Source organism: Mesonia sp. K4-1 (assembly GCF_008017825.1).
Taxonomy (GTDB): Bacteria; Bacteroidota; Bacteroidia; order Flavobacteriales; family Flavobacteriaceae; genus Mesonia.
Genome location: NZ_VRLS01000012.1, coordinates 65,979 through 78,433, shown reverse-complemented (window position 1 = coordinate 78,433; position 12,455 = coordinate 65,979). Strand labels below are relative to the sequence as shown.

At 32.8% G+C, this 12,455-nt stretch carries 10 protein-coding genes; 2 read left to right on the top strand and 8 right to left on the bottom strand.

What is annotated here, in order from left to right:
* Positions 1–240: 240 nt before the first annotated feature.
* The 5 genes from FT986_RS01380 to FT986_RS01360 form a co-directional block, all read right to left on the bottom strand.
* Positions 241–2,904, bottom strand: coding sequence for a T9SS-dependent M36 family metallopeptidase (locus tag FT986_RS01380; RefSeq protein ID WP_147863485.1), 2,664 nt, complete (start codon positions 2,902–2,904; stop codon positions 241–243).
* Between the two features lie 109 nt (positions 2,905–3,013).
* Positions 3,014–4,354, bottom strand: coding sequence for a deoxyguanosinetriphosphate triphosphohydrolase (locus FT986_RS01375; RefSeq protein WP_147863484.1), 1,341 nt, complete (start codon positions 4,352–4,354; stop codon positions 3,014–3,016).
* A 115-nt stretch (positions 4,355–4,469) separates the two neighbouring features.
* Positions 4,470–6,248 (bottom strand): ribonucleoside-diphosphate reductase subunit alpha, encoded by a 1,779-nt coding sequence (locus FT986_RS01370; protein ID WP_147863483.1) that lies wholly within the window; start codon positions 6,246–6,248, stop codon positions 4,470–4,472.
* 3 nt (positions 6,249–6,251) lie between these two features.
* Entirely contained in the window at positions 6,252–7,526 is a 1,275-nt protein-coding gene (locus tag FT986_RS01365) for a ribonucleotide-diphosphate reductase subunit beta (protein WP_147863482.1), read from the bottom strand.
* 738 nt (positions 7,527–8,264) lie between these two features.
* On the bottom strand, positions 8,265–8,828 hold the full coding sequence (locus tag FT986_RS01360; RefSeq protein WP_147863481.1) for a DUF3109 family protein: 564 nt from the start codon (positions 8,826–8,828) through the stop codon (positions 8,265–8,267).
* Between the two features lie 142 nt (positions 8,829–8,970).
* On the opposite strand from FT986_RS01360, the gene FT986_RS01355 reads away from it, so the two are divergent.
* Both FT986_RS01355 and FT986_RS01350 read left to right on the top strand, forming a co-directional pair.
* Positions 8,971–9,546: a MarC family protein gene (locus tag FT986_RS01355; protein WP_147863480.1), complete on the top strand. Its 576-nt coding sequence runs from the start codon at positions 8,971–8,973 to the stop codon at positions 9,544–9,546.
* A gap of 2 nt (positions 9,547–9,548) precedes the next feature.
* Positions 9,549–9,746, top strand: coding sequence for a hypothetical protein (locus FT986_RS01350; RefSeq protein ID WP_147863479.1), 198 nt, complete (start codon positions 9,549–9,551; stop codon positions 9,744–9,746).
* 3 nt (positions 9,747–9,749) lie between these two features.
* On the opposite strand, the gene FT986_RS01345 is transcribed toward FT986_RS01350, so the two are convergent.
* Genes FT986_RS01345 through FT986_RS01335 form a run of 3 tightly spaced genes read right to left on the bottom strand, consistent with a single transcriptional unit; the run spans position 9,750 to position 12,403 of the window.
* A complete protein-coding gene (locus FT986_RS01345; protein WP_147863478.1) occupies positions 9,750–11,339 on the bottom strand; it encodes a S41 family peptidase in 1,590 nt (529 codons plus the stop codon).
* A 3-nt stretch (positions 11,340–11,342) separates the two neighbouring features.
* Positions 11,343–11,774 carry a dCMP deaminase family protein gene (locus FT986_RS01340; RefSeq protein ID WP_147863477.1) on the bottom strand — a complete coding sequence of 144 codons (432 nt, stop codon included), beginning with the start codon at positions 11,772–11,774 and terminating at the stop codon, positions 11,343–11,345.
* Between the two features lie 47 nt (positions 11,775–11,821).
* Positions 11,822–12,403 (bottom strand): HupE/UreJ family protein, encoded by a 582-nt coding sequence (locus FT986_RS01335; RefSeq protein WP_147863476.1) that lies wholly within the window; start codon positions 12,401–12,403, stop codon positions 11,822–11,824.
* Positions 12,404–12,455 lie beyond the last annotated feature (52 nt).

The following is a 12,455-nucleotide window of genomic DNA, read 5'->3' as shown; positions in this document are numbered from 1 at the left end:
CCCTTATTAATTTAATTACTGACGGATAACATCTATTGTTGCATTAGTTTAACTTACACTTAAGTTTTGTCTCAATAGAGCTTGTTGTTGGTAGTTTTTTATCTCTGTGAGATAAAAACCTTTTTGAATTTTTTGGAGGTCTTAAATATTATTATTTACAATATTATATTTTGTATAAAATTAAAAAAGCCTCTTGAATTTTCAAGAGGCTTTTTTTTGTAAGAACAGTATATGTTTTACTTACTGAATAATTAATTTTTCAGTTTGAGAATTACCATTTGCATTTATTTTTACTACATACACACCACTCGCTAACCCATTAATATTAATCTGAGCGTTATTAGTGTTTTGAAGAAGTTGATTAACAACCATTCTTCCGTTAAGGTCATAAATTGCTATTACGGCATCATTTTGAGTAGAATTTGCTTTTATATTCACATATCCTGAAGCAGGATTAGGGTAAATACTAAAAGCTTTTTCATTTAGAGTAGAATTAGTGTTAAGAGAACAAACTAAAACACTCGTAGGAGGCATATCAAAAGCTTGTGTTTGATCAAATCGATCGAATGAGCTTCCTTGATCAGCACTATATCCAAGACCTCTATCCGCAAATGCTTTCCAGATCAAACACTGGTTAGCACCATTATTATTTATCATATCTGCTTGTAAGATAGCATCTCTACCATCGACAAAACCAGGGTTACAAGATTGTAACTTTAAACCATCCATTACCAGTTGCATAGCTATATTATTACCACCAGTACCGTTTAATAAATCATTATCGTAACCATATTCATCAATTAAATCCCAAGTCATATCCCATAACATTGTAGCCCATACAAATCCAACTCCGTGGGGAGCAGATATACCAGTACTGTTTGTTGTTGAATATGTTGCAGGGTTAATAGAAGTGCTTCTAGAGTATGGAGCAGGTCTTAAACCGGAGCCATTAGCGCTTTGACTTAATGAATAATTAGCAATAGTTTTAGCATCATTTGCATTATCACCAGGTTTTAAAGTCATAATAAGAGCAAAATAGTCACTCCAACCTTCTCCCATCTGTTCAGTATACTGAACACAATTTCCATCTGAGTCAACTTGTACACATGAAAATAGACAACTAGCATTTGCAGGTCCCCCAGTTAATCTATTTGAAATACCATGCCCGTATTCATGAGCGACAATTCCAGAATCTAAAGAACCATCCTTTATAAATGGTCCATTTTGAACAACTGTAGCATTAATATTTTCACCATTTTCTAAAGCTGCGATTACAAGATCGCCATCTGATTTAGTCAACATTACAGATGGAATAGTAATTGGATTAGTTGGAGTACCTCCCATTTGAATAGGTGTTGCCGTAACATTATTTACAATAATTACCGCGACAGCACCAGCATTTTGCGCTTTTTCAACTTTTAAAACAAAGTCACAATCACCTCTTTTAATAACAGCAATTTTATTATTTAAACTTGAAGCATTAGTTAAAACATCACAAGCATCTAATTCCTCTGTAGAAGTTCCTGAATTATCATCTTTAGCAAGAGCAAGGTCAGCAGTAATACCATTAGTGGGTATTGTAGGCCCAAAATTAGCAGTGGTTCCATTATAATTCCCAGCTAATGTTCCAGCAGTGTTTACCGTTAATACCTGAGGTAATGATGGAGCTGTCCAAGTATACATTCTCATGGTAGGATTTTGACCATCTGGAGGAGTTCCAAATGTGGCGTTATTTCCTGGACCTCCATCAGCACCATCTTGACCACGAGCAAAAACGTAATCTAAATCTTGACCTACATTAGAATAATTGGTCTTTTGAAAGTTACCACTAGCTTCATCAAAACCATATTCATACCATACATCATGCATCATATTATTTAAATAAAACAAGTTAGTTACTGAAGCTTCTGTATAACCTGAAGGGTTTTGATTTAAGTTTAAAGGAAAATCAAATGTAAGGGTAGAGGTGCCTTCTGGAGAATCTCCAATATTTCCATCTCTACTTTCAAATGCATAAACATTATTTCCTCTAGTATAAGTAAAATCTGCACCACCAAGTCCTCCATCATTATCATGCCATCCATATGGAGAAGCGTTTAAATTTGCAGGTTGGCTTACCACTTGCCTAACACCATCCATAGGAGATTCAATTGGAATAGGAAAAATGTTATAGCTAGAATTGTCAACTAAAGTTGTAGTGTTAGAAAATCCAAATTGGTTATTTGAATTTTGGATAGGGTGGTTTACTTTTTCAAATTTAGTGTGTGTATGCTCTTTATCGTCAAAATTACAAGATAACACCCAGTCATTCTTAAATAGAATTTCTCCATTGTTCGCATCTATAGAAATATCCCACCAGTGTTCATCATCTAGTGTATTAATATTAATATTCCAAACTAATTTGATAGAATCTCCTACAGTTTGGTACATTAATTTAACTGGAATATCTTTTTGAGAGATACCACCATTAGATAACAAGTATTCTTTACCGTTTGAATTAATAATTTCAAAATTAGAAGGGTCTAAATTTAATTTTGAAGCTAATTTTTGTACAGCAGTGATAGGGTCTAAGCTAGGTGAGGAATTGTTAGCTCTAGTATTTATTCTATCTTGAAAACTATTTGAAAAATAAACTACTTCATTATTTTTAATAGCAAAGTTTCCTTGCGCATTAAAAACCTTAACATCGTTGTATTTTTGATTTACGTAAACGTGTTGAGTTTCTGTATTTTTAGAAAAATAAGAATTAGTAATTTCTAGTTCAGCAACATCTGAGGCAGAAAAACCATTCAGGTTTTCTGATAAATATTTTTTTACTATAGGTAAGTATTCATCTTGTGCTTGAACAGAATTACCTATAAATAATGCTATTAAAAGCACTATAGGGTAGAAATTTCTTGTCATTAATTTGGGATTTTTGAAATGTTAAATAAATGTAAAAATAAAGAATTTAATCCTCTTATGTAAGTCAAGAACTGTTAAAATGACTATTTTACTGTTTAAGTTCAATGTATTAGATGTATAATCCATTAATTTTTTGATAAATCCTTAGTGCATTTCCGTCGCTTAATGAAGCTACATAACTGCAAATATCAATTAGCCAGTGGTGGGTGTTTTGATTAGCATATGAGTTTTTTAAATACGTATTACTTATTAATGTATCGTAATTGGTAGCAGTTTGGTTTGATTCTCTTTCAATACTAGTACAAAACTTATCTAACAATGTATTTATAATTTGATAACCTGTAATTTCTTTCTCTGTTACTTCTTGACTTTGATAAATGTTTTTTATTGAAATACTAATAATATCTTCTATTTGTGCGGTATATTTTGATTGATCTAAAAGAGATGAGTGAAATTCACCATTTAGGATTCTTTCTTCATTCTCAATAAATATATTCGAGGCTTCTTCAATTAGAGTATTAATAGCTAGTGATCTTAAATAGCTTAGACGGCTTTGAGTGGTGGTAAGTTGGGAATAGTTTTCGGGTCTTATGTTATTTTCCACTAGCTTAATTAATAATTCTAGTGCTTTTTCCTCTTCTATTAATCCCAGATTAATTCCGTCTTCAAAGTCTATAATTGTATAACAAATATCATCGGCAGCTTCAACTAAAAAACTCAAAGGATGACGCTTGTAGTGAATGTCAGTTTCAATTCCTGTTTTAATTAAGCCCAATTCTTTTGCTATGTCTTTAAAAATATCTTTTTCTGACTGAAAATAGCCAAACTTTTTATCGTTTATAGCCTTGGTGGGCTTGTGGGGTAACGACTCTTTTGGATATTTCATAAAAGCTCCTAAAGTGGCGTATGATAATCTCAATCCGTCTTTATTACCATTTTTAGTTTCGGTGAGTAGCTTAAAACCATTGGCATTACCCTCAAAATGTGTTAAATCGTGGTATTCTTTATCTGTGAGTTGTTCTTTAAAACGAAGTCCCTTTCCGTTAAGGAAATATTCTCCTATTGCTTTTTCGCCAGAATGTCCAAATGGAGGATTTCCTATATCGTGAGCTAATGCGGCAGCAGCGACAATAGTGCCAAAATCATTAAAGTGATAGCCGTGGGTTGCAGCAAGATGCGGATGCTTTTCTATAATTTTTTTACCTGCTTTTCTTCCCAAAGACCTTCCTACTACCGATACTTCTAGACTATGGGTTAACCTTGTGTGTACAAAATCTGTTTTTGAAAGGGGGATGACTTGAGTTTTATCTTGTAAGCTTCTAAAGGCAGAAGAGAAGATAATTCTGTCATAGTCTACTTCAAAACCTAGACGAGTATCATCTTGATCTATGCGTAATCGTTTTTGAGTATCTCCAAATCTTTTTAAAGAAAGTAATTGTTCCCAATTCATAAAATATTTTGTTTAGTTGCCTTGCAAAAATAACAAACTCAGTAGTCTATTTAATTTTAATTATAAAAAAGAAAAGGCCAGTTTCTCAACCGACCTTTTCTTTTTTTAAGTTTGATTAAGCTTCACAGCTCGCACATTCTTTCTTTTGTTTAAATTTTTGAGCAGCATTCATACTGTGTTGATAGTATAAAGACTTTAAGCCTAACTTCCACGCAGTAACGTGGATGTTGTTAATCTCTTTTACTGGCATTTCTGGATGCACAATAATATTTAGGGATTGTCCTTGATCTATAAAATCTTGCCTTCCTGCTGCTTGATAAATGATGTTTAACTGATCAATTTCTGAGTAGGTTTTAAATACTTCTTTTTCATTTTCAGATAGAAAGTCTAAGTGTTGTACAGAACCATCCATATCTCTAATGCTTCTCCACACCTCTAATGTATTTTCTCCTTTCTCTTCTAATAAAGCTTCTAAAAACGGATTCTTAATGGTGGTTTTTATTTTAGCAATATCTTTCACATAAATATTAGACCAAATTGGCTCAATTCCTTGAGAAACTTGACCTAGAATAAATGCTGAAGAAGTGGTTGGAGCAATGGCGTTTAAAGTTGTATTTCTTCTGCCGTAGCCTTTTAAAACTTTTGGCTCTCCAAATCTTTCAGCCAATTCTTCTGAAGCTTTGTAAGATTTCTCTTTTATAGTTTTAAATATTTCACGGTTAAGATTAAAAGCTTCTTGACTTTCAAAAGAAACCATTTTAGATTGTAATAAAGAATGCCATCCTAAAACTCCTAATCCTAGTGCGCGATTTTCTTTTGCAAAATTATATGCACGCTCCATGAACATAAAGGTTTGTTGGTCTTCTTTCTTATCGGAATCACGGTAAACTTCTAACTTTTCTACAAATTCTGTAATAACAGCATCTAAGAAATAGATCATGGTTTCGACAGCATCTGTATCTTTCCATTTGTCATAATGTAAAGCGTTTACGCTAGAGAGTACACAAACAAAAGACCACTCATCATTAGAAGGCAACATAATTTCTGTACAAAGATTACTAGCATAAATTGGTAGATTTTTGTCTTTGTAAACTTCTGGTTTTCCTTCATTAGCATTATCCGTAAAGAAAATATATGGATAACCCATTTCTCCTCTACTTTGTAATACTTTAGCCCAAAGAGAACGTTTTTCTTCATCGCCCGCTATCATCTCATCCATCCATTTGCTTGTCACAGTAACTCCGTGAGTAAGACCTTGAATAGGATTACCTTCGGTACCTATTTCTAAAAACTCTTTTACATCTGGATGCTCAATTGGTAAATATGGAGAGAAGCGACCTCTACGTACAGAACCTTGACTTACCACATCGACCATAGATTCGAACAATTGCATAATGTGAACAGCACCAGACGCCTGTCCATTATTTTTTACAGCAGCTCCACGGTGACGAATTTTACCAAAGTATCCAGAAGTACCTCCACCAAGTTTAGACATCATACCTACTTCAGATTGGGTGTATAAAATATTACCCATATCATCATCTACATGAGATCCAAAACAACTAATTGGCAAACCTCTTTCTTTTCCGAAATTTGACCAAACTGGAGAAGCTAATGAAAAGAACCCTTGCGACATATAGTGATAAAACTTATCGGCATATCCAGGAATATCCAAAATTTGTTCGGCTCTTTCTGCAATTTCTCTAATTCGTCCTTTAGGAGTAACCCCTTCAGTAAGATAACCAGATAATAAGAATTTCTGACTAAAATCATTTAACCATTCAAAATCACCTTCTTGATTAGCGGTGTTGTGTAAAGCTTCTTTTCTTGCGTTAACAAGTTGCTGAGTGCTATCTTTTTGTAGCTCTTTTTGCTGTAATGTGTTATTATCCATAGGTTAAAATAAATCGTCGCTGGTTATACTTTGTGTTCTCTTACTATAATTGATAGATCGTTTCACGAAAAAATCTCCGTGTTTCGTTCCTATAATCTCATCATCAAACCATTCGGTTTGTGCTAATAATTTTTCGTCGATGCTAAATACTTTATCAATACCGATACTCTCTAAAGATTTATTGAAACGGTTTTTGATAAATTCATTTATAACATCTTTTGGTAAAAAGTCTAATTCTCCTTCTTCAAAAATCCAGTCAATGATTTTGCTTTCGGCTAAAAATGCTTCTTCACACATTTGCTGAATCATGTAGTTATAATTATCATCAAACCACTCTGGGTGTTCATCTTTGATAATGTTAATAATATCAATACCAAAATCTCCGTGAATTTGCTCTTCTTTAGAAGTAGCCTCTACCACATTAGAAATACCTTTTAGCATATTTTTATGCTTGTTAAAGGCCATGATAATTAAGAACTGAGAGAATAGAGATACGTGTTCAATAAACAAAGAGAATAATAAAACAGATTCTGAATATTCTCGGTTGTTTTCACTTTTAGAATTTTTAAGAGCGGTTTCTAAATATTGAACCCTTTTCATTATCACGGGTTTTCTCTTTAATTCTTCAAACTCTTTATTGAGTCCTAATATTTCTAATAAATGAGAATAAGCATCGTGGTGCCTTACTTCACTCTCAGCAAAAGTTGACCCTACCGAACCAATTTCTGGTTTGGGCATTCTGTGATGAATATCTCCCCAAAATGTCTTTACGGCTACTTCTATTTGAGAAATAGCTAGCATGGTATTTTTGATAGCATTCTTTTCAGCCTCATTTAAGTTAGATTTAAAATCTTGAATATCACTGGTAAAGTTAAACTCAGTGTGGATCCAGTAAGAATGTCTTATCGCAGCCACATAATCGTTAAGCTGTGGATATTCATAAGGTTTAAGGTTAATTCGTTTTTCAAAAACATTGGTTTTTCTGCCCTGTACTTGTTTATTTCTGTAAAGAATATAAGCTTTTGCAACATTAGGAAACTCGCTTCTCATTAATTGTTCTTCAACAATATCTTGAACTTCCTCTACCATTGGAGTGTAATCTGCATCTTGTTTTTTACGTTCTAATAATGTATCATGAACGTGGTTGGCAATAAGTTGTGCGTCTTCAATTTCTCCAACGCCAACAGCCTTCATAGATTTATATATGGCTAGAGTAATTTTACTAAGTTCAAATGTCTTGTGGCTAAAATCTCTTTTTGTAATATGGGTAATGGTCATAATTTAAACTTAAAAATAAACAAGAATTAATGGGGATAAAAACGATATATGTAAAGATGATAAATTAATTTAAATGATTTTAAGTGAGCGCTTTTTTGTTCTTAACATGTTATTAACAGCCTTTAAGTGTTTGATGTTAAGTTAGTTTGCAACTTTAAAAAAAACATAGTGTTTTCACTTGATGACATAAGGTTTCATTAATTTAAAATGCACTTTTTTTATCCTCTTAAAGGGGTTAGTTTTTAAAAACTTTAGCCCAAAATCTTTTATTGGTTACTATTTTATTGTTTCTATTTAAATAAAATTCAGCTTATAAGCCTCTATGATGATTAACATTTTAAGGTAAAAATCTTATCAACTTTTCTGGAGAAATTGTAATTTACTTTCGCCATCGGTTCAATTTATTTACTGAAAAATATAGTCTGCAAATATCTGAAATATTCATGGCTTTAGCATCAAAAAAAGAGCTTAGGTTTTCAACAAGTTTTAAACATCGCTGCAACTCAAAGAGTCTAAGAAGATTAGCGTATTTTGTTAAATAATGTGTTGATAATCAAAAAAATATAAAAATTTATTTGGTTAACTGAAAAAAGATTTTCTTCGATATTACTAGAAAAATGAATCTCTTTATTTTAAAGGGGTTTAAGTAAAAATGGAGTAGAATAATTAAGAGGTTTTCTAGTTGTTTTTTTTAATATTATTTAAAAAAGATAACGCTAAAAGTTCATTTTTATGAGTTTACAATTGTAAAGCTGTTTTCTCTACTTCTTCATACCAATCTTCACCAAATTTTTTGATAAGAGCTTCTTTTACGAATTTGTAAATAGGTGTTTGTAATTCTTTACCTAAAGAACAGGCGTCATCACATATTGGCCAACGATGATAATTTACAGCAGAAAACTCGGAGTATTTCTGAACTCTTACAGGGTAAAGTTCGCACGAAATGGGCTTCTTCCAAGAGATTTCACCTGCTCGGTATGCAGCTTCAATTCCGCAAAGGGCAGTTCCGCGGTCATCAAAAGTAACGTAAGCACATTCTGCGCCATTTACAAGAGGTGTTTCTAGTTCATCAAAATCATTCGTAATGTATGTGCCTTGTTCTTCAATAGATTCTATTCCTTCCTTTCTAAGAAAAGGCTTAACTTTTGAATAAACGTCTTTTAGAAGTTCTACTTCTTCAGGTTCTACGGGGGCTCCTGCTTCTCCTGCTACACAGCAAGCTCCTTTGCAAGCATTAAGATTACACACAAAATCCTTAGTTAGGATATCTTCTGAAACGATGGTTTTTCCTATTTGAAACATAGGGCAAATTTAAATTTATTTTACAAGAATTAAGGAGAATTATAAGATTTAACTTTTAAGAAAAAATTCACTTTTAAATACTTGTATACTAAGCTTTTTGGAATAATTTTGCCCCCTTTTTAATGCTAGAAAAATTAGAGCTATGAATTTTGACTTCAAACAAATAATTACAGCGAGCTTAATCCTATTTGCGGTTATTGATATCATTGGGAGTATCCCAATTATAGTAGATTTACGAAAAAAAGTAGGTCATATAGAAAGTGAGAAAGCTTCTATTGTGGCTGCAATTTTAATGGTGATGTTTCTTTTTGTGGGGGAAGAAATTTTAAGTCTTATTGGTATAGATGTTAATTCTTTTGCGGTTGCTGGTGCTTTTATTCTGTTCTTTTTAGCATTAGAAATGATTTTAGGAATTCAATTATATAAAGATGATGCGCCAGAGACGGCCTCTATAGTTCCGTTGGCTTTTCCTCTTATTGCGGGTGCGGGAACCATGACTACTTTATTGTCATTACGTTCGGAGTATGAAACTGTAAATATTATATGTGCAATTGTTATAAATGTAGTTTTTGTGTACTTGGTGCTTAAATCTTCTGGAAAAATTGAAAAGGTTTTAGGTTCTCAAGGAATTAACGTTATACGTAAAATATTTGGTGTAATTTTGTTAGCCATCGCAGTAAAACTTTTTGCGACCAACATTCAAAATCTATTTTCTTAGAAATGAAATACTTTATTTACTTTTTAATTATATCGGCGATTATTTTATTGGGTTATAATGCTACTTTGTTAGATTTTAGTGATCTTATGGCGAAAGATAGCAGTATAGCTTTAGCAGGAATTTTAGCTTGTTTGTGTGTAATTGTGCTTATGCTTATCTTGTTAATGTCTAGAGCAATCAAAGAAAAATACGAAAATTAGATTTTAATTTTCTTTAGCAACTTCAAGTACCTTTTGAATCATTATATCTTCTTGATTCACAATTTTTTCCATGGCATTAGAGCCAAACAATTGTTGAGCTATGGTGGCTTTAAGGTAGCGTTTCAATAAAGGCTTGTATTTTCCTGTTTGGTAATCAAAACTAAACTGTCTTAAATAGTCGATGAAATTTTCTACTAATTCATCGGTAATTTCGAAAGAGTTAGAAAACTCATTTAAGCTCAGTGACTTGTAGTAAAGTCTATCTTTTTCTAATTCCGAAAAGATAAAACGATCCATCACACCGCTTCTAAGCATGTATTTAAGGCTTTCGGAATTATAGTTAGTGTCTTTGGGAATAAAAATATCGGGTATAATTCCGCCTCCACCATACACAATTTTTCCTTTAGGGGTTTTAAATTTTAAAGAGTCATTTACATGTATACTGTCTCTGCTTTCTAGCTCTCCGTTCTTATACCTATTTTCATAATCTTTAAAGTAGGCGTCATTTCCGTTGGTGTATGGTCTTTGAATAGACCTTCCTGTAGGTGTGTAATACCTGGCCACAGTAAGTCTCACGGCGCTACCATCCCCTAAATCCATTTCCCTTTGTACTAAGCCTTTTCCAAAAGAACGTCTCCCAATAATAGTTCCTACGTCGTTGTCTTGTAACGCTCCGGCAATAACTTCACTTGCTGAAGCTGTATTTTCATTGATAAGCACATATACTTTACTGTTTTCAAATTTGCCACCGTTGGTAGAAAAAGTTTCTTTAACCGAGTTATTTTTATTTTTAGTAAACAAAATAAGTTGGTCTTCTTTTAGAAATTCATCGGCAATTTGTATGGCTTGTTCAACGTATCCTCCGCCGTTATCTCTTAGGTCTAAGACAAGATTTTTGGCGCCTTCTTTTAGTAACGCTTCCGCGGAAGCGTTAAATTCATCATAGGTAGTTTCAGCAAAACGGTTTACTTTAATGTAGCCTAAAGTATTGCTTAACATATAGGTTGCATCTACACTTTGTATGGGGATGTGATCTCTTTTTACTTTAAACTCTAAAAGGTTTTTTTTGCCTTTGCGAAATACTTTTAAGTTTACTGACGTGTTTACCTTTCCTTTTAAAATACTGGTTAAGGAATCATTATCTACTTGCTGGTTAAACAAGGGAATATTGTTAGCATATAATATTCTATCGCCTGCTTCTATTCCTGCTTTTTCACTGGGGCTTCCAGTTAACGGGCGAATAACAGCTATAGTGTCGTCTATTTTATAAAAATTGATACCAATACCTACAAAGTCGCCTTTCATATTTTGAGCTACTCCTTCGTAATCGCTTTTGGGAATATAGGTAGAGTGAGGGTCTAAATTGGTAAGGATGGAATTAACGGTTACATCTACAATACTGTCAGTATTTACACTGTCAACATATTCATAATCTATGTAATCTATAAGTTTGTTAAGTTTAGCTTTTTTTGCATTAGAGGTGAACGTGTTTTTAGTGTCTCCGCCAAAATTAAAAAATCCGCCAAGTAAAACTCCTACAGCTAAAGCCGCCCCTATAATAAGTGGCAAATATTTTTGAGCGTATGTTTTCAATAATTATTCGTTTAAGTCGGTTATATGATCTATGATAACTCCTGCTTTTTCTAGAAAAGATAAGCCAGAGTTGTCTTTATAATCTATATGGTACACTACACGTTTAATGCCAGACTGGTGTATAAGCTTGCTACATTCTTTACAAGGACTCATAGTAATGTATAATGTGGCATCTTTACAAGATTGAGTTGAACCAGCGACTTTTAAAATAGCATTCGCTTCGGCATGCAAAACATACCATTTAGTATATCCTTCCTCGTCCTCGCAAGGATTTTCAAAGCCAGTAGGTGTTCCGTTATAACCATCTGAAATTATCATACGGTCTTTTACAATAAGTGCGCCTACTTGCTTTCGATTGCAGTGAGATAGTTTTCCCCACTCTTTGGCAATACGTAGGTAGGCTTTATCAAATTTAAGCTGTTTTTTATCTTTCATGATTAAAACTTAGAACGAGTTTGGTAAGGTTTTATTGAATTCAGCTTTTATAAAATCCAATTTGTAATTAACATAGGAATTACTAAACCTATAACTATAGATGAAATAACCAAGGTCCAATCTCTTTTAGAAAACTTAAAAATAGACTGAAAGATAAAAGATAGTATAAGAACTACTAGTACTACAATAAGTTGAGCTGCTTCAATTCCTAATGCGAATTCTAAGAGTCTTAATATTTCGACTCCTTTACTACCCGTTGTGCTTAGAAAGAAAGAAGAAAAACCTAACCCATGGATAATTCCAAAAAATAGGGTAGTAGCGTATAAAATACTGATTCTGGAATTGTTGTTTTTTCCCGCTGTAAATAAATTATAAAGTGCGGTTATAAGTATAGTGATGGGGATTAAAAATTCAATAATGCTGCTACTTACATTTACTATGTCGTACGAAGCTAGTATAAGTGATATGGTATGCCCAATAGTGAAAACTGTTACTAAACCCACAACGTTTTTCCATTCATAAAAAGTGTAGGCAGCGACTAGAACGGTTAAAAATAATACGTGATCGTAGGCGTTGTAGTCTAAAACGTGGGTAAGTCCTAATTTAAAGTAAATCCAAAATTCATTCATAGGTAAAAATTTATGCTATTTCAAACATACATTTGAAAATAGAAAATACCTA

What these genes read in the sequence shown, in the direction of transcription:
- FT986_RS01380 (WP_147863485.1), bottom strand. Translation starts at nt 2,904, where the DNA reads ATGACAAGAAATTTCTACCCTATAGTGCTTTTAATAGCATTATTTATA.
- FT986_RS01375 (WP_147863484.1), bottom strand. Translation starts at nt 4,354, where the DNA reads ATGAATTGGGAACAATTACTTTCTTTAAAAAGATTTGGAGATACTCAA.
- FT986_RS01370 (WP_147863483.1), bottom strand. Translation starts at nt 6,248, where the DNA reads ATGGATAATAACACATTACAGCAAAAAGAGCTACAAAAAGATAGCACT.
- FT986_RS01365 (WP_147863482.1), bottom strand. Translation starts at nt 7,526, where the DNA reads ATGACCATTACCCATATTACAAAAAGAGATTTTAGCCACAAGACATTT.
- FT986_RS01360 (WP_147863481.1), bottom strand. Translation starts at nt 8,828, where the DNA reads ATGTTTCAAATAGGAAAAACCATCGTTTCAGAAGATATCCTAACTAAG.
- FT986_RS01355 (WP_147863480.1), top strand. Translation starts at nt 8,971, where the DNA reads ATGAATTTTGACTTCAAACAAATAATTACAGCGAGCTTAATCCTATTT.
- FT986_RS01350 (WP_147863479.1), top strand. Translation starts at nt 9,549, where the DNA reads ATGAAATACTTTATTTACTTTTTAATTATATCGGCGATTATTTTATTG.
- FT986_RS01340 (WP_147863477.1), bottom strand. Translation starts at nt 11,774, where the DNA reads ATGAAAGATAAAAAACAGCTTAAATTTGATAAAGCCTACCTACGTATT.
- FT986_RS01335 (WP_147863476.1), bottom strand. Translation starts at nt 12,403, where the DNA reads ATGAATGAATTTTGGATTTACTTTAAATTAGGACTTACCCACGTTTTA.